The organism is Pseudomonas sp. M30-35 (assembly GCF_002163625.1).
Lineage (GTDB): Bacteria > Pseudomonadota > Gammaproteobacteria > Pseudomonadales > Pseudomonadaceae > Aquipseudomonas.
In genome coordinates this window covers 2,605,274-2,628,213 of the sequence record NZ_CP020892.1, presented here as the reverse complement: position 1 = coordinate 2,628,213, position 22,940 = coordinate 2,605,274, and the positions used below count along the sequence as shown (strand labels likewise).

Genomic DNA, 22,940 nt, shown 5'->3' with positions numbered 1-22,940 from the left:
GGAGCTTGAGTCGATCCAGCGTGCATACTAAAAGAGCAGCGTCTGCACAGGATGGCTGAGCTGCTGGGAAATGAATGCGAGGGTTATGCCAGACATTGCGCCTATTGTCGCATAGGTAAGACTACAGTTGTACGGTGGCCGACAAGGGATTCTGGGTGTTTGGGGTGTAGAAAGGCGATGTTTGTAAACTTGGGTCTGTTTTAGGGCTGATCGCGCCTGATGAGCGAGAAATCCAAGGCTCGGTCGGTAAATTCTATTACTCAACAGCTATTAGGTGGCGGGCTGAAATATAGCCGTTGGGTGAAGCAAGTAACGTATGTCCGAGAGCGACGTATCAGTTGCAAGTGAGAACCGTTCCACATAACTGGTTGTAATGTCTGTATCCGTACGGTTGATTAGTTGCCGCGCGTTTTGCAATTGGCTAGCTTGATGGTTCTGACAACCGTTTATCAAACGGTGTCTTTGCCAAGGACCGCTAATGACAGATGCACACCCGGGAGTGGGTGCTACCTCCTCAGTCGATACTGGCCTTGCTTGCCTTGTGATGCTTGCGCGCTTTCATAACGTCGCCGCATCTCCCGAACAGCTCACCCACGAATATGCAGAAGATGGCCGTTTGTTTGGTCGTGCCGAGATGTTGTTGGCAGCCAAGACGCTCGGGCTCAAAGCCAAGTCCGCCCGCAGTTCTCTTTCTCGACTGAGTCATACTCCGCTGCCAGCGATTGCTACGGACAGCAATGGGCACTTCTTTATCATTGCTCGGCTGGATGATGGCAAAACACTGATCCACGATCCTCAGTCGCAACGACCTGAAGTACTGACTTTTAAAGAGCTTGAGGCTCGATGGACCGGGGAGTTGGTCTTGATCCGCTCTGAAGCTTCGCTTGCTGGTGATCTAGCACGCTTTGACTTCAGCTGGTTTATCCCTGCCATCGTCAAGTACCGCAAGCTGTTGAGTGAAGTGTTGCTGGTGTCGTTTGTTCTGCAGATTTTTGCGTTGCTTACGCCACTTTTCTTTCAGGTGGTGATGGATAAGGTTTTAGTGCATCGCGGTCTGTCTACTCTAGATGTGATCGCGATTGGTCTACTCGGCATTATGATCTTCGAAACACTGCTGTCGGGTCTGCGCAGTTATGTGTTTGCTCATACAGCCAGTCGAATCGATGTCGAGCTGGGCTCGCGTTTATTCCGGCATTTAGTGACTTTGCCGTTGGCTTACTTTCAGGCCCGCCGCGTGGGGGACTCAGTGGCCCGCGTTCGTGAGCTGGAGAATATCCGCAACTTTCTAACCGGTAACGCTATTACCCTGCTGTTGGATGTTCTCTTTTCGGTGGTGTTTATCGCCGTGATGTTTATGTACAGCGGCTGGTTAACGCTTATCGTGATTTTGTCGCTACCGCTGTATTTCATTGTGTCCCTGTTGATCACCCCAGTATTACGTGCTCGCCTGAACGAAAGCTTTACCCGTGGTGCCGAGAATCAGGCATTTTTGGTTGAAACGGTAAACGGCATCGACACCCTTAAGTCGATGGCGGTTGAGCCGCAAATCAACCGCAAGTGGGACAACCAGCTAGCGGGATACGTCGCGGCCAGCTTCAAGACTCAAACCCTCTCCACTATCGCTAATGAAAGTGTTGGCTTTATCGGCAAGCTGGTGACCGTTGCCACGCTGTGGATGGGCGCGCGCTTGGTGATTGAGGGCGACCTTAGTGTGGGTCAGTTAATCGCATTCAATATGCTTGCCGGTCGTGTCTCGCAGCCAATTATGCGGTTAGCTCAGTTGTGGACCAACTTCCAGCAGACCGGTGTTTCTGTGCAGCGTTTGGGCGATATCCTGAATACGCGCACTGAGCTTTCGCAGGATTCGCGCAGCGCTTTGCCGCCACTGCGGGGGCATGTTGAATTCGATCAGGTGCAATTTCGTTATCGCCCTGATGGCTCTGAAGTGCTTCGCGGCATCAGCCTAACCATCAATGCCGGTGAAGTTATCGGTGTAGTGGGGCGTTCGGGCTCGGGTAAAAGTACCCTGACCAGGCTGTTGCAGCGTCTTTACACGCCTGAGCGTGGACGCGTGCTAGTGGATGGTATGGACCTTGCTCTGGCCGACGTGTCTTCGTTGCGCCGACAGATTGGTGTGGTGCTGCAGGACAATATGCTGTTCGCTCGCAGCATTCGCGAGAACATTGCCCTTGTCGACCCGGGCACACCTATTGAAGCGGTGATGCAAGCCGCCAAAATGGCAGGCGCCCATGAATTCATTCTTGAGTTGCCGGAAGGCTACGACACAGTTGTTGGTGAGCACGGTGCGTCGTTGTCCGGTGGTCAGCGTCAGCGTATTGCTATCGCCCGCGCGTTGATTGGTAATCCGCGCATTCTGATATTCGATGAGGCCACTAGTGCCTTGGATTACGAGTCCGAGCGCGTCATCCAACAGAATATGCAAACCATTTGCAAAGGCCGTACGGTAATCATCATTGCCCACCGTTTGTCTGCGGTGCGCGATGCCAACCGTATCTTGGTAATGGATCGTGGGCAGATCGTTGAGCAGGGCAGCCACAGCGAACTGCTAACTCATCAAGCGGGGCATTACTCGCGCCTGCACCGCATGCAACAAGGCGGTGCGGCATGAGCGCCAAACGCGACTTAATTAACCGCTACCGACAAGCATGGCGGCACTCGTGGACAAATCGCAAAGCCATGGACGCGCCGGCACGGCTTAACCATGAAGTGCAATTCATGCCCGCTGCTTTGGCCTTACAGGAACAGCCCGTCCATCCCGCACCCCGATATATCCAATGGACCATTATGGCTTTTGCCGTACTGACGCTTGTGTGGGCCTGTGTTGGAGAAATCGATGTGGTCGCCACCGCCAGCGGCAAGATCGTACCCAACGGTAAAAGCAAAATCATCCAACCCAGTGAAGTAGCCGTTGTTAAAGCTATTTACGTGTATGACGGGCAGCACGTTAAAGCCGGTGACCTATTGATTGAACTGGATACCAGCATGACCGGGGCTGATATCGAGCGCTTGAGCAGTGATCTACTCGCTGCCGAAGTAGACACTGCTCGCGCCAAGTCCTTGCTTGATGCCATTGAGCAAAACCGGGGCCCTTCTAGCCTTGCAAAACTTATCCCTCATGCCAGCTTAGAGCAGCAAAAAGCCGCACAACGTTGGGTGCAGGGTCAATACCTGGAACTACAAAGCACGTTGGCGCAAAGCGCCGCTGCAATTGAGCAACGCAGTGCAGAGATTGAATCCGCTAAAAGCACAGTCGCTTCACTGCAGCAAAGCTTGCCGATAACACGAGAGCTCGCTGCGGATTACAAGCGGCTACTCAAAAAGAACTTTATTGCCAAACACGCCTACTTAGAAAAAGAACAGATACGCCTTGATCAAGAACGTGAGTTAAGTATTCAGAAATCACGGGTACTTGAACTCAGCGCAGCTAAAAAGGCTGCGCAAAGCCAACAGAACAGTGTGATAGCTCAAACCCGCCGCGCCATGCTCGACCTAGAACATGAGTCTGAGCAGCGTAGTGCCGCGCTGAGCCAGGAGCTGAAAAAAGCCCAACAACGCGACAGCTTGATGCGTCTCACCGCACCGGTGGCGGGCACAGTGCAGCAACTGGCGATCCACACTAACGGAGGGGTGGTCACCGAAGCCCAGCCGCTTATGGTCATCGTTCCCAGCGATCAACCGGTAGAAGTGGAAGCCATGTTGGAGAACAAAGACATTGGCTTTGTCCGTCCTGGTCAAACCGTTGAGATAAAAGTTGAGACTTTCTCATTTACCAAGTACGGCGTAGTCGACGGCACGGTTGTCAGCATTTCCAATGATGCTATCGAGGATGAACGTTTGGGCTTGGTGTACAGCGCGCGGATACAGCTTAAGCAGAAGAGTATTCAAGTGGGCGAAAACAAGATTGCGTTATCGCCGGGTATGGCGGTAAGAGCAGAGGTTAAGACGGATAAGAGGAAGGTGATTGATTACTTCTTGAGTCCACTTCAGCGGTATGCGAATGAGAGTTTGATCGAGCGTTGAACATCGGCCCGTACGGTGGGTTGGCCGAATGCGTAACCCATCGCAGGAAAAAGCGAAGTAAGTAAACGCAGGGAGCGCTGCATGAACGTGCTGTTTATCCATCAGAACTTCCCCGGTCAGTTCCGCCATATTGCCGCGCACTTGGCTAAGCAGTCGGATGTTCAGGTACTGGCCATCGGTCGCGAAAAGGCGCCTGGGCTGTCGGGCGTGAAAATGCTGCGCTACAAACCTCGTCGCACTGCCAGCTCTCATACTCATCCTTATGCACGTAGCTTCGAAGACGGAGTGTTGCACGGCCAGCAGGTGCTGCGACTTATGTTGGATCTAAAGGCCAAAGGCTACCGTCCAGATGTGATCGTTGCCCACCCCGGCTGGGGAGAAACACTCTATGCCAAGGAGGCTTTCCCGCACGTCAAGCTAGTTCACTTCTGCGAATACTATTACCAGACTCGCGGTGCTGACGCAGGCTTTGATCACGAATTTCCCTTGGATATAAATGGGGCCGCCAGCATTCGTAGTCGTAATGCGCTGCACCTGCTCAACATAGAAAACTGCGATGCCGCCATTACCCCGACTCATTGGCAGCACAGCCTGCATCCCAAGTCGTATCAAGACAAGATCCAGGTCATCCACGAAGGTATCGACACCGCTAACCTGGGGCCAGATCCCGAGGCGACCCTACAACTGCCCAACGGAAAAGTGCTGAAGGCAGGCGAGCCAGTCATCACCTATGTGGCGCGCAATCTGGAGCCGTATCGGGGATTTCACAGCTTTATGCGTGCGCTGCCGAAAATTCTTAAAGAACATCCTACCTGCCAAGTAGTGGTCGTTGGTGGTGATGACGTCAGCTATGGCAGCAAACCCAAGGACTCACCCAACTGGCGCAGCAAACTGCTGGCGGAAAATCCGGTCGACCTAAGTCGTGTGCACTTTCTCGGCAAGACCACCTATAAGAAAGTGCTGCAGGTTTCTGCGGTGCACCTCTACCTGACTTACCCCTTTGTCCTGTCTTGGTCGCTACTGGAAGCCATGGCCAGTGGGTGTTTAATTATTGGCTCGGATACTGCGCCGGTAAGAGAAGTGATTCGTGATGGCGAGAATGGGGTGTTGGTGGACTTCTTTAACGCGGAGGCAGTCACCGAGCAGGTTATAAACTCGCTGACTCTACCTAGGCGATGGTCGTATTTAAGGCAAGCGGCAAGGCTTAATGCACAGAGTTATTCGAATGTTGATGGAGTCAAAAAATACTTGGCTACTATATTGGCTTAGTTGTATTTGGGTCTGGTTAGTGAATAAGGAATGTTTCAGAAGGTGAAGTCCTTAAGTAATAGTCTGTCCGGAAAACTAGTATTATGAGGCTTGAGTGGATGATAATTAAATCCAGATTTTTATTGGTGTTTTATCTTGTTCTAATTGTGTTGATGATTGTCTGGGTGTTAGGCAACAAAGGAACTAGCTCTAACTACAGGGTGGTTGGTGTGTCCAAAGGGTTGGTGGAAGTATCATGTGCTAAACCCAAAGTTGGGAGCAGGTGCACTGCTCCTGATCCAGATAGAATTGCGTTTTATGTCAGGGCGCTTGATCATTCGATTGGTATGCCTACAGAGAAGTATGGGTATGGTACTGAGGTTACTATTGGTTTGTTTGTGTCTGATGCAAAAGCTGAAAGTATATATGAACATGGGAGTGAGGCTGGCAACTATCTGATAGGTAGTGATAATAACGTGCGTATATATTACTCTGCTTTGAATGAGCTTGAGTCTAAGCTTAAATGGTACTCCCATTGGGGGAAGTATGCGGCAGTTGTGAGTGATGTTGTTGGTTATGATAAATATGACAATATTTCTTGCCCGTCAATCGTTGCGCTTGTAAGTAAGAAAGCTACTGAAGTCCAGAGGATTACTTGTGGTGTAATACGTCGTGCCTTGTATGTGCCTAAGGCAAATCCAAATAAGATAATTGATTGTCATCAGTATTTGGGAGTTGATGGGGTGCTAAGATTACGTGGCTGTACGGTTCATTCTGACTTGGCGATGGGGGGGCGTGTTGAGTATGCTATTAATTCAAAATTTTTCCTCAATGGCAAATTGGTTTCGCTCGATAAAAAAATTACTGGCTATTTAAATGGAATATTAATCTCTACAGAGGGGAAGTGATATGAATCAGGTTTTTGAACTATTGCCGTCAGTGTTCGGAGAACTTGTTGACTTCTGGTCGGAATTGGCACTGCCTGATCGTATAGCGCCCCATATACTTGATGATAATCCGGATAATTATACAAATATATCACAGACTGATATGGACAAAGTGCTGGCCTACATTGCTGCCGGAGACAGAGGTGCGGCCTACCTGTTGTTGGCCGAAAAGACCGGGAATATGGCATTTTTGAATACGGCTCAGATATCGACGGGCAGTGGATCATTAATTGGTGGGCCAGCAATTAATGCAAATGCGTTACTGCAAATCGCATACCCCGGAGTGTACCCTGATTACTCTATAGTCGATTTTTCGACTGTAATTATCACACATGAAATTTCAGGTTTCATTCAAGAAACTGACGAAAATGGAGTGGTGTCATACAAGCCGCCGACTGAATTGGGAGCTTATCTGAACGCTGATGAGGCTTGGTTGAGAGCGAACGGTATGGAAGACCCAGCGCTGCAGGCGTTATTCCCAGGACGGTTTTTTTTAGCTGCACATTATGCATTGACTGAAAACATAGAGTCAGCTCAGAAATATGTTCATTCTGATGCCCTGAATATTGTACTTAAGGCAGCAGTTTCAGAAGTTACTAATTCTGGTGTGCAATTTGGTATTTCATATAAACAAGCAGTAATTATTGCTGCTGATGGGGGTAGCACCGAAACAGTGAGTATCGGTGAAGAGAGTATCGAGGTATTTAAGGATGAGCAAGGCCAGGTTTTTGCTTTGTTTCGTCTTGGAGATGAAAGTAGTGAGATGGCATTTGATCTGGCTTTCGGTGATGCGGGCTCTGGTATTGGATTATCTGTAAATGCATTTAATGAGGCAAATAATCCGTTCGATTACTCGAGTACGGGCGGCTATGTTCTGGGATATTTGCTGGGTGGTATAGGTAGTGATGAAACGCTCGCCACTTTGAAGAGTATCGCCAGTGCGGCAACAAAAGAAGAATATGCTCGCGATTTTATAGATGATGTTCGTGCATTGTTAAATTCTAATAGCATTGCAAGTCGCGAGGGCGATCTTAGAGACTCATTTATCAATGCGCAGTTAATGGTCGCCGACACTTCATTCGAAAATAAATTTGGTATTCGTGACATGGTAGGCCAAACTTCTGGATCGACGACAGAGTTGGCTTTATACGGCAATGATGAAGGCCTGGCCGTGCGGCGTGCTCTGCTAGAGTTGAAGCCTTATGCGGTCATTGGTGCAAATTACGCTAGCTTGGCGGTACAGCTAGAACTTTATAACGAAAGCACCGGCCTAGGCTCGCTTACTCAAGAGTGGGTAGCTGATCGCTCCAAGATGTTGGGTGGCCTGATCACTAAGTGGACTATCAGCGAGAATCAACAAGTTACCAACTATGCCGCAAAAGATGGTTTTGACTACCGAGATTTTGCCTCTGGACAAGAGGTCTTAGTTCTGCCTGATCCTTTTGTTGAATTTCAGCCACTTGTTCACCGTGTGTACTTCGGTGGTGATGCTACCGACACGCTTGAAGGCCAAATTGGGAATGACCGCTTCTACGGCATGGGCGGCAATGACACTCTGAAAGGCGATGCCGGACACGACTATCTCGAAGGTGGTATCGGCAACGACCAACTTGATGGTGGAGACGGTAGGGATACGATTTCGGGTGGGAATGGCGATGATGAGATCATAGGTGGTAGTGGCAATGATCTTCTCTATGGGGGGGGGGGGCGTGATATTTATGAGTTCAGAAGTGGAGATGGGTTTGACTGTATTGTTGATACTGATGGGATTGGATCCCTAAAGATTAACGGGCAATCAATACAAGTTGGTAATAAAGAAGGACTTAGCATAAGTGCGTGGCGGAATGAGGGAGTATTCTTTACTCTTGTTGATGCACAGCAAGGCTATAAAAGTCTTTTAATTAGTTATGGGGGCAGCGATAAAGTACTTATTGAAAATTATACGCCTGGAGCGCTTGATTTGAGCTTTGGAGCGTACCTGAATGTCGAGCCAGTCAGTCCTTCAGTAGGTGGCGGTGCATTTGTACTTGATATCAATTCTTACGTGTTAGGCCAAGCCTACTATGCTGAAAAGCTCGATGGAGGAGGCGATGGAGAGATCTATGCTGAAGATTATCACGTAGAAAGTAAATTTGAAGATCGAGAGAGTTCAGCTTCGAAATATGATGATTTAGGTAATAGTCTAGATCAGTCGTATTTGAATGAACAGTCATTTGTGCTTAATGAGCTTGACGAAATATACCTTGTAGATTTTGAGGGTGGTAATAAAAATGACTATTTATATGGCGGTAGTTATTCAACCGACGTGATCAGTGGTATGGCTGGTGATGATTATATTGATGGAAGAGGTGCCAGTGATATCCTGTCTGGTGGGTTAGGCCGTGATTATATTTTAGGGGGCGAAGGTCGGGACACTATATTGGCCGAAGAATATAACAGCTTAGATAGTGGCGGTAGCTCGAATGATTTTGTCGATGCCGGGGACGGAGATGATGAGGTCAGCGGCGGAGGTGGTGATGATGAAATTATAGGAGGGCTTGGTGCTGATAGCCTTACTGGTGGTTCGGGTCAAGACCAAATCTCCGGCGGCTCCGGGGATGACTGGGTATTTGGAGATGGATATTTAGTTGAATATTATAATTCATCAACTTGGTGGCCAGATTTTAGTATTCGATTGCAGTCTGATTTCTCTGAGGACCGCTCAACTTACGGTGACTATATCTATGGCGGTGATGGGAATGACTGGATTAGTGGTGAGGCGGGGTCAGATTTAATTTCTGGGGGAAGCGGTGATGATCGTTTAATTGGTGATCGTGAACTCAAAGAAGTCTATGCTGGAGTATCAAGTCAGCTAGTACAGAATTATGTAATTCTTCCCGATGCCATGCATGGCGATGACACTATTTTTGGAGATGGTGGTAATGATTATGTCATAGGTGGTGGTGGGCATGATGTTATTTACGGAGGGGAAGACGACGATATTCTTTACGGTGATTTAGAAGAGCTAAGTAATACGATTTTTGTTGGTAATGATATGTTATTCGGCGAATCTGGCAAAGATACTCTTAATTCTGGAGGCGGTGATGATTATTTAGATGGTGGCGCTGATAACGATTTATTAATCGCTGGTAATGGTAAGGATACACTAAAGGGTGGGATTGGGAATGATGAATTACAAGGCGGAGATGATAGCGACTACCTGAGTGGAAATGAAGGCATGGACACACTAGTTGGCCAGGATGGGGATGATGTGCTGGATGGCGGTGCAGGTAACGACACTTTGTTCGGTGGTGAGGGTAGTGATGTTCTTCATGGGGGCGACGGTGACGATCAAGTGATAGGAGACAACTCCCTGGGTGCTACGGGTAATGACACTCTCTTTGGGGGTACAGGTAACGACACTATGTGGGGCGGCCTTGGACATGATGCTCTGTACGGTGGTGAGGGCAACGACATATTAGTAGGTGATCAAGGCCACGACACGTTAGAAGGAGGCAGTGGTGATGATGAGATTTATGGTGTTGAAGGAAACGACAGAATAGTTGGCGGTGCAGGGCTTGATTATTTATCGGGTGGTGCAGGAGACGACACATATGTCTTCAATCTAGGGGACAGCGAGCGGACCGACTCGATTCAGGATAGTGAAGGTGCCAATACACTTGAGTTTGGTCATGGCGTTAGCCTTAAAGATTTGAACTTCATACAGTACTCAAATAGTTATGTGTCTTTGCAATATAGCCAAAGTGATGAAGTGATACTGGCCGACGGATTGTCAGGTGGAATAAAGACGCTGAAATTTTCAGATGGAAGTTCTATTGGTCTAGATGATGCTTATGCCAATCATAGTAAAGATGAAATAAATTTGAACTCAGCATCCGCTGGCGCGAATCTAGTAGGTAGTGCTGTGGATAATAAATTAACCGCTACCCAAGGAAACTCTTTTTTTCGTGGTGGGCGCGGGGATGATACTTTAACCGGCGCTGGTGGTGGCAACGTCTACAGATATGAGCGTGGAGATGGTATCGATCATATTTATGATAGCGATCCTAGATTTGGCTATTCGTTAGGTGGTCCAGTTCTTGCTGAAAACAGAGTTTTTTTTGGAAGCGGAATTCAGCAGCAAGATATCAGTCTGGCGATAGGGGCCGGCAATACCCTTGAAATTATAATTGCTGGAAGTGCGCCGGGAAAACTAATAGTTCATGGCTTCGATAATACTGATGTATTAAATTCACGAATAATAGGTTACTTCGATTTTTTTGATGGGTCGAGTCTTAGCTATGAAGATTTGTTAGGGGCGGGGTTTAATTTAATTGGTAGTGCGGATGCCGATGATTTGGTCGGTAGTAACCTAGCCGATACACTGCAAGGAAACAGTGGAGATGATACGTTGTCTGGTGGCGATGGCGCCGATGTATACCTATATGCAAGAGGCCAGAGTGTAGACACAATTTATGAAACAAATGATGGTAGTGTAAATACGCTTAAATTTATTGATGGGATAAGCCCTGCTGACATTGAGTTTTCAGCAGATGGTGCTCAAGATTTAAGAGTTAATATCAAAGGGGCTACAGATGGCGTGATTTTATCTGGTTGGTTTTCTACTGGGACACCCTCACTACAACGTATTGAGTTTATCGACGGAACCGTTTGGACTCCAGCATGGATTAATGAAAATTTACGTGTGCTAAGTGGCACTTCAGGCAATGATACTTTGGGTGCGCTGACTGACCAAGCTACAACGTTCTATGGGCTTGATGGAAATGATTTCATAGATGGTGGGTCTGGAGATGACACTATTTATGGCGACGCTGGTGATGACACAATATTTGGGCGTGCGGGACAAGATCTTATTTATGGAGGGGCTGGTAACGATTATATTCAGGTTGATAATGGGGATGTTGTTGATGCGGGGCTAGGAGATGATTGGGTGACTGTGGATTCAGGTCAGGTGGATATTATATATTCGACTGGGTCTGGCTCTGACAAGTATGATTTTGCACACATTAAATTTAGTAGTGAATTTAATCAGTCCGGATTTAGCTATCTTCGTTCTGGTAATAGTTTGGTTATGATCAGTTTGACGGATTATTCCGACAAAATTACAGTAAATAATTTTTATTTAAATTCTACCGAAACGGCTATAAATAAGGCAGAACGATTTTCGTTGGATTTTGCAGGGGGGCAAGTAAAAGATATTATCGAAACAGACTTGACGGGCGTCTATTTAGATGCACGGCAGATAACCGATGATTACACTTGGCGTGATGTACTGTATTACTCTACTAGTTACAGCCCGAATGCCGATACGCTTGGTCAGTATGGGCGCATTTCCGACGGTGGATATTTTCTTGGTGATAGTGCTATTGGTGATGATTTTCTAATTGGATCTATGCAAGGCGATGTATTTATCGTTCAAGCTGGTGATGATGCTGTATATGGTTTAGGCGGCGATGATACATTTACTGTAAGAGATGGAGATGACCTTATTGTTGGTGGGCTTGGAAATGACCTTGTAGAAATACGAGGAGGTGGAGAAAAAACTATTCTGTTTGAACAGGGTGATGGCTCAGATACCGTTGATTTAAGTTATTCTAATTCCTCGGGTGTGAATATCAAGGTTGGTGGATATTCATCCGATAATGTTGGTTTTAGTCGAGCCGGACTGGATGCTATTTTGAGGTTCTCTGATTCATCAGATGCCATTACTTTGAAGAATTTTTTGGCACTGCCAGCAGGTGGGTACAATAATAAATATGCTAATAGTTTTGTTCATGTTGGTAATGAGATTTTTACTGCAGAAGAAATACTAAGTGGGATTCATTTGAGTGAGGCTCCTCCGGTTGCGGCGACTGATACATTTGCAGCCTCGGAGGGGATCTTGTTATTTGTCCAAGATATAGAGCTGCTATCTAATGACAGTGATGTTGAGGTGCCTAAACCTAATTATAACTGGGGTTTGGCTGTGTCGGCTGTTGGTGATGCAGTAAATGGCCAGGTTTTTCTAAATAGTGATGGGCTCATCGTTTTTGTCCCAGACACCGGTTTTACGGGACTGGCTTCGTTCAATTATACTTTGTCAGACCGTATTGAAAACTCTATAGGTCATGTTGAAATTGAAATCAGCAAGACATATGAGGTGTCAAATTCTGGCTCTTTAGTTATTTACGCTTCAAATCTTTTACATGATGATTTCGATCCAAGCAATGATGGATTTGAATTGGTTTCAGTTGCGGGTGTATGGGGGATCAGTATTAGTTTTGATAGTTTAAGTGGAAAGATTACCGTTACGCCTGAGGCCGGTGTTTTGGGTTACACTCAATTTGAGTATGTTGTTTCTGACGGGGTTAATAGTAGGACGGAGCTGGCTAGTGTTCTAGTTACTACAACACAAAATTTAACGCTAACCGGAACAAGTGATAGTGATGAACTAGAGGGTAGCTTTGGTAATGACACTCTGAGTGGCTCTGGTGGCAATGATACATTGCAGGGTAGTAACGGAAATGATCGCCTGAATGGGGGGGCGGGAGTTGATCTCATGATTGGAGGCCAAGGTAACGACACCTATGTACTAGATAACCTTGCTGATATCGTAGTTGAAGGGCGCAACGGTGGTATTGATACTATTGAAGCGAGTCGTTCTCTGACACTGGCTGCCAACGTTGAGAACTTGTTGCTCACCGGTAGTGCGGCGATCAACGGCACCGGTAACGAACTTGATAACGTATTGGTCGGTAATAGCGGTGCAAACATCTTGATAGGTGGCGCAGGTAGTGACCGTCTCGACGGTAAGGTCGGCGTTGATACCATGCTCGGCGGTTTAGGTGATGACACCTATGTGGTTGAGCGCGCAACCGACGTTGTGACCGAATACGTCAACGAAGGGATCGATACTGTCGAGACAAGCGTTACTTTCACTCTGGGTGATAACCTCGAGAATCTAACGTTGAATGGTTCGTCTGCGATTAATGGTAGCGGTAATGCGCTCGATAATATTTTAATCGGCAATAGCGGCAAAAATACGTTAGTTGGTGGGGGCGGTAATGATCGTCTAGATGGCCGCGCCGGAGGCGACACGATGCAAGGTGGCGTTGGAGATGATACCTATGTGGTTGATACAACCTCGGATGTAGTCACCGAAAACGTCAGTGAGGGTATCGATACTATAGAGTCTAGTGTCACCCTGACTCTGGGTAATAATATCGAAAATCTTACTCTGACGGGCGCGACTGCTCTAAGTGGAACCGGTAATGCGCTTAATAACGTGCTAACGGGAAACGCCGCTTCGAACTCTCTGATAGGCGGCATTGGTAACGACGTGCTCGATGGTGAGGACGGAGATGACCAGCTAACTGCTGGTACAGGCGATGATCAGTACTATTATCGTGCTAACGGTGGCGTTGATGTTATTGACAACACTGGCGGCGGTTTCGACGGTGCCTTCTTTATGGGTATCGCACGCACTCGGATTAGCTTCCACCGCGATGGTGATGATCTGCTGATTTTGGTGGATGGCGATCTTGAGCAGCAGATAAAAGTGACTAATCACTTTCTTGGCGGGGATTTCTCCATTGATTATATTCAGCCCGATGGTGGTAGCTATATCACTACCGCTCAAATTGCCGGCCTGCTGACAACGCTACCTGGTGGCAGCACTGGTGAGCCGGGTGATGGCGGTAATCCTGGAGATGGTGAAGATCCGGGTGATGGTGGCACCAATCCAGGTGGTGGCGAGCAGCCTCCCGTCGCAGGCGTTGGTGGTGATGATGTGCTTATCGGAACACTCGCTAATGATGTGTTGATTGGTGGTGCTGGAAACGACACGTTGATAGGCGGAGCAGGTAATGACCGGTTGTTGGGTGGTGTCGAGGACGATACCTATATTTACACTGCTGGACAGGACGCTCTTGAAGAGTTGGGTGGCATCGATACCCTGCAATTTGCTAATGGTATTACCTTCAATCAAGTGGCTTCTGGCTTGGGCAAGTCAGGTAATGATCTCATCCTCAAAGTCGACGGCAGCACCGCCAACCAGATTACCCTGAAAGACTTCTTTTTAGGGGGTGATAATTTGGTTGAAACCATGAGCTTCGAAACTGGTGGGCAGTTAACGGCAGCTCAAATTTTCGGGGCATTTGGTCTAGCTATGCCGGCAGCACCAGTTGCGTTTGACAATGTTGTGCAGGGTACAAGTGGCGGTGATGCTGGATTAAATGGCGCAGCTCTGCATGACTTACTGCAAGGATTCAATGGCAATGACCAGCTTTCTGGCGCCGCCGGTAATGATCGTTTAGAAGGCGGCAACGGCAACGATACCCTCAACGGCGGTATAGATAATGACACACTGGTTGGCGGTCGTGGTGATGACACCTATGTGTTCGCAGCCGGTGGCGGTCAAGACTTAATCGATAACATCGGTGGAGGTTTCGACACTCTGCACTTTGACGGTATTGCCTTCAACCAAGTCTCAAGCGGCCTGATGAAAAGCGGTAATGATCTTGTCCTAAAGGTCAGTGGTGGCAGTGATCAGGTAACTCTGAAAAACTGGTTCTTGGGTGGCGATCACGTCGTTGATGTCATCAGTTTCTCATCAGGGGGCCAACTTACTGCTGCGCAGTTGTTCGGCGCGTTTGGTCTCAATAACCCTGACACCAACGGCTCGCCTGACTACCAGAACTTACCTGATGAGCGTGCCTTCGGCACCATTCTGGCGGGGCAGGCGGCTGATCAGAACATCATTGGTTCGTCCGATGCTGATCTGATTGATGGTGGTGCCGGTAACGACGAACTACGAGGTAGTACGGGTAATGACTATCTGCTCGGCGGTGATGGTAACGACACATACCATTTTGCTGCAGGTGATGGTCAAGACAGCATCAACAACTTGTCTAACACTCCGGCAGACAACGACATGCTCAGCATCGAAGGTATTGTTCGTGATGAACTGTGGTTATCGCGTCAGGGCGATAGTCTGGTGATCGATGTCGTCGGCTCGGAAGACAGCGTTACAGTGCAGGATTGGTATGCAAGTTCGGCCCAGCGTCTGGATGCCGTCCAAGCAGGTGGCTCGACTTTGTACGCCAACCAGGTCGATAACCTCGTTAGTGCCATGGCGGCCTTTGGCGCACCGGCGGGTGGGGAAATCAACCTGAGTCAGGTGCAACGTGATCAACTTAATGCGGTCATCGCAGCAAACTGGCAGTAGGTTAAAGTGATATCAAACAGCCCGCCGTAATGGCGGGCTGTTTGTTTATGTACTGACCTACATCAACAGCCGGAAATATAAACAAACATGCTGCCGAGCTGACACCCCTCAACTAACCTGAGCCTGTTAGCATTATCCTTATCGGCAATGCGCACCACCCAGTTGCCGCATCGAACCTATTGTTATCGTAGATGGATTTTTTATGAAATTTCTTACTCCCTTCGCTATGTTGAGTCTTTGCAGCCTGTTGGCCGTGCCCGTGATGGCTGCTGAAGAGGCTTCTGAAGCCCTAAAGGGTTGCGCCGCCAAGAAACAAAACATCATCGAGCAGATTGAATTCGCTAAATCTCACGGCAATACCAGTCAGCAAGCTGGCCTGGAAAAGGCGCTCAGCGAAGTGACTGAGCATTGCACCGATGAGTCGCTGAAGAAAAGCCGTGAAGAAGATGTGCTTGATGCAAAGCACGAAGTCAGTGAGCGCAAAGCAGATCTTGAACAAGCCATGAAGAAAGGCGATATCGAGAAGATCAACAAGCGCAAAGAGAAGCTGGCTGAGGCCCATGAGGAGCTGAATGAGGCGCTGAAAGAGCTGGATAAATAGCTCGATCAGATTGCCTTACTCATTAGGCTTAGCGGCTAGGCTAACCAATTTTGAAAGCTGATTGCGCTACCGGCTGAAGCTTTAATCGTCTGCGGCTAACAAAAATGCCTGCTAATTAGCAGGCATTTTTGTTAGCCGTGCTGTTTAGTCGCGGTAAAACACCTGAACCAGGTGATAACCAAACTGGCTTTTGATCGGCCCATGTACTTCGCGCAGCGGCTTCTTGAAGATCACTTGATCGATCGCGCGGACCATTTGTCCGGGGCGAACTTCACCCAAGTCACCTCCACGTTTGCCGGAAGGGCAGGTGGAATACTTGCGCGCCAGTACGTCAAAGGCTTCGCCCGCAGCCAGGCGTTTTTTCAGTTGAGCGGCCTCGGCCTCGGTTTTCACCAAAATATGTTTCGCCATTGCTTTAGCCATGGGCGGTTCCTCACAAGTTCTTGCGGCGCATTGTGCCAGTATTTAGCAAATCACTGAAAGGCATACGAAGAGCGGTGAATCTGGGCGCAGGCTCATTGGGGATCCTCTGAAAAATGTAGCGAGCGAAGATAGTACAAGACAAAAAACTGCGAAAAACGACCGAGGTCGCGCTCGACTTTACGGGCTGTAAATGAGCATTTTGAGCAATTTTCTAACGCAGTAATATCGAGCGCAGTAGCTTTTCAGAGATACCTTAGATTTATCCGCTCTAAAACTCGCCTATTGTTAAAGAACCTGTCTTACGGATGTGTATATGGACATTCAATCGTTACTCAAAACTCTCGCCAGCCAAGATGGCTCTGACTTGTACCTGTCGACGGGGGCTCCGCCTTGCGCCAAATTCAACGGCATGCTCAAGGCGTTGAGCGCAGAGCCGTTAAAGCCTGGCGACATTGCGGCGGTGGCTGACGCCATCATGGACGTTGCTCAGCGTGAAGAGTTCGAGCGTGAGCTGGAAATGAACTTGGCGATGTCTGTGCCGGGCGTGGGACGCTTTCGGATCAATATCTTCAAACAGCGCAATGAAGTGTCGATCGTGGCACGAAACATCAAGCTGGATATTCCCAAGTTTGAAGACCTGAAGTTGCCAGAAGTACTGCTCAGCACGGTGATGGAAAAACGTGGTTTGGTGCTATTTGTCGGCGGCACCGGCTCAGGTAAATCGACCTCGCTGGCAGCCTTGATTGATTACCGCAATCGCAACAGTGGCGGACATATCATTACCATTGAAGACCCGGTTGAATACGTTCACCGGCACAAGAAGTCGATCATCAATCAGCGAGAAGTCGGCGTAGACACGCGCAGTTTTCATGCGGCGCTTAAAAACACCCTGCGCCAAGCACCTGATGTGATTTTGATTGGTGAAATTCGTGACCGTGAAACCATGGAGCATGCGCTGGCGTTCGCTGATACCGGTCACTTGGCGATTTCCACCTTGCACGCCAACAACGCCAATCAGGCGCTAGACCGGATTATTAACTTCTTCCCAGAAGACCGGCGGCCGCAGTTGCTGAATGACTTGGGTAACAACCTCAAAGCGTTCGTTTCGCAGCGCTTGGTCAAAACCACGGACGGTAAGCGTCGTGCTGCTGTAGAGGTGCTGTTGGGCACGCCGACGATACGTGATCTGATCAAGCGCAATGAGTTCTCCGAGATCAAAGAAATCATGGAGAAATCGAAAAATCTGGGCATGCAGACGTTTGACCAAGCGTTGATCGACTTGGTTAATCAAGGCGCAATTGACGAGGAAGAGGCGGTTAAAAACGCCGATTCTGCAAATAACGTCCGGCTCAAGCTAAAACTCTATCGCGAAACACCGGCTGCACCTGCAGCCAGCCCGGCAGCTGCGCCAGTTGTGCAAGCAAAACCAGCCCCGACTGCTGATGCAGCTGATTGGGGGCTTGAGTTGAAGCTTGAAGACATTGAGGTGGAAACCCCGCCGGAAGATCCGGGCAGACAAGGTATTTAATGCCCGAAAACCGCGAGTCTACTTAAGCCGGTATTTAAGCAGCGCAACAAAAAGCCCGGTCACGCCGGGCTTTTTGCTTTCAGGTCGAGGCTGCTCAGTCGCGCAACAATGTTCAATCACGCAATAATGTACAGCCGGTAGCGGCTTGCAGTTCTTCAAAGCTGACGCCATCGGCCAGTTCAACGACGCGCATGCCTTGTTCGGTAACATCAAGCACCGCAAGGTCGGTAATGATGCGGTCAACCACAGCAACACCGGTTAGTGGCAAGTCGCAGTTGGGTAGAATCTTGTGGGCGCCGCCTTTAGCGGTGTGCTCCATCAGTACCACCACGCGCTTGACCCCAGCGACTAAATCCATGGCGCCGCCCATGCCTTTGACCATCTTGCCAGGAATCATCCAGTTGGCCAGATCACCTTTTTCCGAGACCTGCATCGCGCCCAGAATCGACAGGTTGATGTGACCGCCACGAATCATCGCAAAGCTTGCCGCGCTGTCAAAAAAGGCGCTGCCGGGCAGGGTGGTGATGGTTTGTTTGCCAGCGTTGATCAAGTCCGGATCGATTTCAGCTTCAGTTGGGAAGGGGCCAATCCCCATCAGGCCGTTTTCGCTTTGCAGCCACACATCCATGCCTTGCGGGATGTAATTGGCGACCAGTGTGGGCAGACCGATGCCGAGGTTTACGTAGAAACCATCGTTGAGTTCTTGTGCGGCGCGTTGCGCCATTTGTTCACGTGTCCAAGCCATGATCAAGCGCTCCGCAGTGTGCGTTGTTCGATGCGTTTCTCGGGTGAGTTGTTAATCACCAGACGCTGTACGTAGATGCCGGGCAGATGGATGTGATCAGCCTCAAGCTCGCCGGTTTCGACGATTTCCTCTACTTCGACAATGCAAACCTTGCCAGCCGCTGCCGCCAGCGGGTTGAAGTTGCGTGCTGTCTTGTTGAACACCAGATTGCCAGACTTATCAGCTTTCCAGGCCTTGACCAAGGCGATATCGGCTGTCAGTGAGCGCTCCATCACGTACCACTCGCCATCAAACTCACGTGTTTCTTTGCCTTCGGCGACCAGCGTGCCGTAGCCCGTCTTGGTGTAGAACGCGGGGATTCCGGCGCCGCCGGCGCGCAGCTTTTCAGCCAAAGTGCCTTGCGGGGTGAACTCCAGCTCAAGCTCGCCCGCGAGGTATTGACGCTCGAACTCTTTATTTTCGCCAACGTAGGAGGAAATCATCTTGCGGATTTGCCGGGTTTCAAGCAGTTGACCCAGACCAAAGCCGTCGACTCCAGCGTTGTTACTAATCACCGTAAGCTGGCTTTTGCCTGTGTCGCGCAGGGCTGCAATGAGTGCCTCGGGAATACCGCACAAGCCAAAACCGCCGACCGCCAAGGTCATGCCGTCTTCAATCAATCCGGCTAGAGCCTCTTGGGCGCAGGGGTAAATTTTATTCATCTGAATAACTCCTTAATGAGTGCCCGGCTATATCCTTGAGTAAACGCTAACCGGGCGGCGCCGTCTTGATCTCAAGCGACATTTAATAGTAACTCACCGACCTTTGCTGCAGTCCTCTAAAGCGCTTCATTAGCCGAAGAAGTACAAGCAGCCTGAGATAACGATGCCCGAATAAACCAGCATCAGCAGGCAATAGCCCATGATGTCACGAGCGCCCAAGCCAGCAATGCCGAGCAACGGCAAAGCCCAGAAGGGTTGGATCATGTTGGTCCAGGCGTCGCCCCAAGCAATGGCCATCGCGGTCACCGCAGGTGTCACACCTAGGGCCTGGCCTGCAGGCAACATGATTGGGCCTTGGACAGCCCACTGACCGCCACCGGACGGTACGAACACGTTGACGAAGCCTGCACTGAGGAATGCCAGTACCGGGAAGGTGTCGGCGTTTGACCAAGTGACGAAAGCGTCGGTCACTAGTTTGCCGAGCGAGATGCCATCAGCGTTTGCGCCGACCATCATGCCCATGATCCCGGCGTAGAACGGAAACTGAATAACAATGCCACTGATGCCACCAATGCCTTCCTGTACCGCACGCATGTAACGCTCTGGCGAGCCATGCAGGAACAAGCCAATAAACAAGAACAGGCCGATAACGATGTTCAGGCTGAGGGCAAAACCATTGCTGGCGAAGTAGTAGGCGAAGTAGATGGCTGCTAATGCGACGATGATCAGGTTAAGAATGCGGCTGTCATCCAGGCGTTGGGCTGGCGTTTCACGTGGCAAGGCCGGTTTTTCAGCATCGACCAAAAGGCTTGGGTCTGCGACTTTAGGCTCAGCTGGATGCATCGCTCGGTTGAGCAGGGGCAGGCCGATAACCAGCAGGGCAATAATGGTCAGGTTCATCGGCGTGAACAGGGTATCGGCAACACCAATCGCCGAGGTCACCACGCCGCCGGTCATACGTGACAGGTCAGCGCCGCCAGTGGCCAGCGACAGTGGAATCGAGCCGGACAGACCACCGTGCCAGATCAGGAAGCCGGAATAAGCAGATGCGACCAGCAGCGGGTAATCAACGCCTTTGACCTCACGTGCCAGAGCACGGGCGAAAACTGCGCCAATCACCAGACCAAAACCCCAGTTGATCCACGCGCCAGCCAATGCGACCAAGGTCACCAATACAATGGCTTGGCCCGGTGACTTCGCTATGCGAGCCAGGGCGCCGAGTAAGCGGTGCACCAATGGTGCGCTAGCCAAGGCATGGCCGGTGACCAAAATCAGCGCCATCTGCATGGCAAAGGTCAAAAGATTCCAGAGACCGCTGCCCCAGTGTTGGGCCATTTGCGGCAGACCCTGACCGGTGCTGAGCATACTGGCGACCAGTACGATCAGACTCAGCAAGATCGCGAAGACAAACGGCGAGGGCAGGTAACGCTGGACAAGCTTTACGCTCAAGGCAGTAATTGATGAAAGCATGGTCGGTCCTATGTTGTTGTTATGACTGCAATCAAGATAGCGCTCTTTGTTGCAGCGGGTTTGACGGATAGTGCTTAGTGTTACGGAGTAATGCTTGAAAAGCTATACGCACAAGGTCTAAGTCGGGCTTCTTGGCGTGTTCGAACTACACTTGATTGGTTAAGTGAGTTGCCCATCCAGCTATAATCGTAATTGGATTTTGATTAACGTAATTTGTGTATAATTTTGCGTCAAGCTTCCACGATCACTGTTATTAAGCCGACTGAGTACTGAATGGAAAAGCTCCAGAACCGTGAAATCTCCGGCAAACAGAAAGTTCGTTCAGCCGAGGTCGGCACTGACATTCTCAAAGCGCTGGCTGAGCTGAGCCCAGCGACTTCGTTGTCGAACCTGGCGGAACATGTGCAGATGCCTGCGAGTAAGGTACATCGCTATCTACAGGCTCTGATCGCCAGTGGTTTTGCGCAACAAGACCAAGTAACTAATCATTATTCCCTCGGCCGTGAAGCCTTGATGGTTGGATTGGCGGCGCTGGCCAGTATGGATGTGCTCAAAGTGGCGGCGGTGCCACTGGCCGAGCTACGTGACGCACTCAACGAAACCTGTTTTTTGGCGATCTGGGCGAACAAGGGCGCTACCGTGGTGCAGTTGCAACAAGCTGTCCGGGCCGTGACCCTGGTGACTCAAGTCGGTTCGGTCTTGCCATTGTTGAGCTCGGCGACCGGTTTGACCTTTGCCGCCTATCTGCCCGAGGTCGAGACGGCGGAGCTGCGTGAGTACGAATTGCAGGCCGACAGCAATCACCCGCTCGCTGACACCGCCAAATACCAGCAGCATCTACAACAGGTTCGCCAGCAGGGGCTGCATGCGGTGCATGGTTTGCTGATGCCAGGTGTTGATGCTTTGTCTGCACCGGTGTTCGATGCTTACGGGCGCGTTGCTGCGGTGCTCACCGTAGTGGGTCCGGGCACTGTGTTCGATGCAGACGAGGCGGGGATGGCAGCTGAGCGCCTGAAACAGACCGCAGAAGCCATCAGTTGGCGTATGGGGTATACCAGACCGTAATCGATTCATCTCTAGGCTTCAGTTTGCTGCGGCCAGTAAAGCACTGGCTGCTCGTGAGCCATTGGCTTTACCGAGAATGGTGCAGATGCGTTGGCCCGCGGCTGCCAGTTTAGCTAGGTCAATTCCGGTTTCGATGCCCAGCCCGTTGAGCAAATAGACGACATCTTCAGTGGCGATATTGCCGGTGGCGCCCTTGGCGTACGGGCAGCCGCCCAAGCCCGCAACCGAGCTGTCGAACACGCTTATACCTTCGAGCAGACTTGCATAGATGTTGCTCAAGCCCTGTCCGTAAGTATCGTGAAAGTGTCCGGCCAGATGGTTGCGCGGAATTTCGCGGCCAACAGTTTCCAGCAAGTGCCGGGTCGCGCCCGCTGTGCCTTTGCCGATGGTGTCGCCAAGTGATATTTCATAGCATCCCATGTCAAACAGTGCCTTGCTCACCCAGGCGACTTGTTCAGGCGCGATTTCACCTTCATAGGGGCAGCCAAGCACGCAGGAGACATAGCCGCGCACGCGAATGCCGTGCTGATTAGCGGCCTGCATCACAGGCTCAAAGCGTTCGAGGCTGTCTTTGATCGAGCAGTTGATGTTCTTTTGTGAGAACGACTCGGAGGCGGCTGCGAATACGGCAACTTCCTTGACCCCGGCTGCAAGCGCGCCCTCAAGGCCGCGTAAGTTTGGTGTCAGAGCCGCATAGGTCACGCCTGCACGCTGCTGGATTTGTGCGAACACGTCTTCGCTGCCAGCCATTTGGGGCACCCACTTGGCCGAGACAAAACTGCCGACTTCAATGTAGCCAAGGCCTGCCTCGGTCAGATCGTCTACCAGACGAACTTTATCGGCAACGCTGATCGGTTGCTTCTCGTTCTGTAAGCCGTCGCGTGGGCCAACTTCAACCAGTCGAACGTGTTGGGGCAGGGCCATTGAACTGAACTCCATAACCAATTTTTCAAATAAAGACTAACA

General features: G+C 50.0%; 13 protein-coding genes. 8 read left to right on the top strand and 5 right to left on the bottom strand.

The window, feature by feature from the left end; all coding sequences use genetic code 11:
- Positions 1-478 precede the first annotated feature (478 nt).
- The 6 genes from B9K09_RS11960 to B9K09_RS11935 all read left to right on the top strand — a co-directional run bounded on the left by B9K09_RS11960 (position 479) and on the right by B9K09_RS11935 (position 16,042).
- Entirely contained in the window at positions 479-2,629 is a 2,151-nt protein-coding gene (locus B9K09_RS11960) for a type I secretion system permease/ATPase (protein WP_087517014.1), read from the top strand.
- Positions 2,626-4,041 (top strand): HlyD family type I secretion periplasmic adaptor subunit, encoded by a 1,416-nt coding sequence (locus tag B9K09_RS11955; RefSeq protein ID WP_087517013.1) that lies wholly within the window; start codon positions 2,626-2,628, stop codon positions 4,039-4,041. Before B9K09_RS11960 ends, B9K09_RS11955 begins: the two co-directional genes overlap by 4 nt.
- Positions 4,042-4,122: 81 nt before the next feature.
- Entirely contained in the window at positions 4,123-5,310 is a 1,188-nt protein-coding gene (locus tag B9K09_RS11950) for a glycosyltransferase family 4 protein (protein ID WP_087517012.1), read from the top strand.
- 98 nt (positions 5,311-5,408) lie between these two features.
- On the top strand, positions 5,409-6,197 hold the full coding sequence (locus B9K09_RS11945) for a hypothetical protein (RefSeq protein WP_157699351.1): 789 nt from the start codon (positions 5,409-5,411) through the stop codon (positions 6,195-6,197).
- 1 nt (position 6,198) lies between these two features.
- The gene (locus B9K09_RS11940) at positions 6,199-15,441 is read left to right on the top strand and encodes a calcium-binding protein (protein WP_087517010.1); all 9,243 of its coding nucleotides are present in this window, start codon (positions 6,199-6,201) and stop codon (positions 15,439-15,441) included.
- Between the two features lie 202 nt (positions 15,442-15,643).
- The gene (locus B9K09_RS11935) at positions 15,644-16,042 is read left to right on the top strand and encodes a DUF1090 domain-containing protein (protein ID WP_087517009.1); all 399 of its coding nucleotides are present in this window, start codon (positions 15,644-15,646) and stop codon (positions 16,040-16,042) included.
- Positions 16,043-16,186: 144 nt separating this feature from the next.
- On the opposite strand, the gene B9K09_RS11930 is transcribed toward B9K09_RS11935, so the two are convergent.
- Positions 16,187-16,465: a peptidylprolyl isomerase gene (locus B9K09_RS11930; protein ID WP_087517008.1), complete on the bottom strand. Its 279-nt coding sequence runs from the start codon at positions 16,463-16,465 to the stop codon at positions 16,187-16,189.
- A 313-nt stretch (positions 16,466-16,778) separates the two neighbouring features.
- Here B9K09_RS11930 and B9K09_RS11925 point away from each other — a divergent pair, with 313 nt between their 5' ends.
- A complete protein-coding gene (locus B9K09_RS11925; RefSeq protein ID WP_087517007.1) occupies positions 16,779-17,993 on the top strand; it encodes a PilT/PilU family type 4a pilus ATPase in 1,215 nt (404 codons plus the stop codon).
- A 112-nt stretch (positions 17,994-18,105) separates the two neighbouring features.
- On the opposite strand, the gene B9K09_RS11920 is transcribed toward B9K09_RS11925, so the two are convergent.
- The 3 genes from B9K09_RS11920 to B9K09_RS11910 form a co-directional block, all read right to left on the bottom strand.
- Positions 18,106-18,738, bottom strand: coding sequence for a CoA transferase subunit B (locus B9K09_RS11920; protein WP_087517006.1), 633 nt, complete (start codon positions 18,736-18,738; stop codon positions 18,106-18,108).
- Positions 18,739-18,740: 2 nt separating this feature from the next.
- Complete coding sequence (locus B9K09_RS11915) at positions 18,741-19,439, bottom strand: CoA transferase subunit A (protein WP_087517005.1); 699 nt, start codon at positions 19,437-19,439, stop codon at positions 18,741-18,743.
- A 129-nt stretch (positions 19,440-19,568) separates the two neighbouring features.
- Positions 19,569-20,909 carry a short-chain fatty acid transporter gene (locus B9K09_RS11910; RefSeq protein WP_087517004.1) on the bottom strand — a complete coding sequence of 447 codons (1,341 nt, stop codon included), beginning with the start codon at positions 20,907-20,909 and terminating at the stop codon, positions 19,569-19,571.
- Between the two features lie 273 nt (positions 20,910-21,182).
- Between B9K09_RS11910 and B9K09_RS11905 the strand changes: the two genes are divergently transcribed.
- Positions 21,183-21,974, top strand: a complete 792-nt coding sequence (locus tag B9K09_RS11905) for an IclR family transcriptional regulator (protein ID WP_087517003.1) — start codon at positions 21,183-21,185, stop codon at positions 21,972-21,974.
- An 18-nt stretch (positions 21,975-21,992) separates the two neighbouring features.
- Here the strand turns inward: B9K09_RS11905 and B9K09_RS11900 are convergent, their stop codons facing one another.
- A complete protein-coding gene (locus B9K09_RS11900) occupies positions 21,993-22,898 on the bottom strand; it encodes a hydroxymethylglutaryl-CoA lyase (protein WP_087517002.1) in 906 nt (301 codons plus the stop codon).
- Positions 22,899-22,940 lie beyond the last annotated feature (42 nt).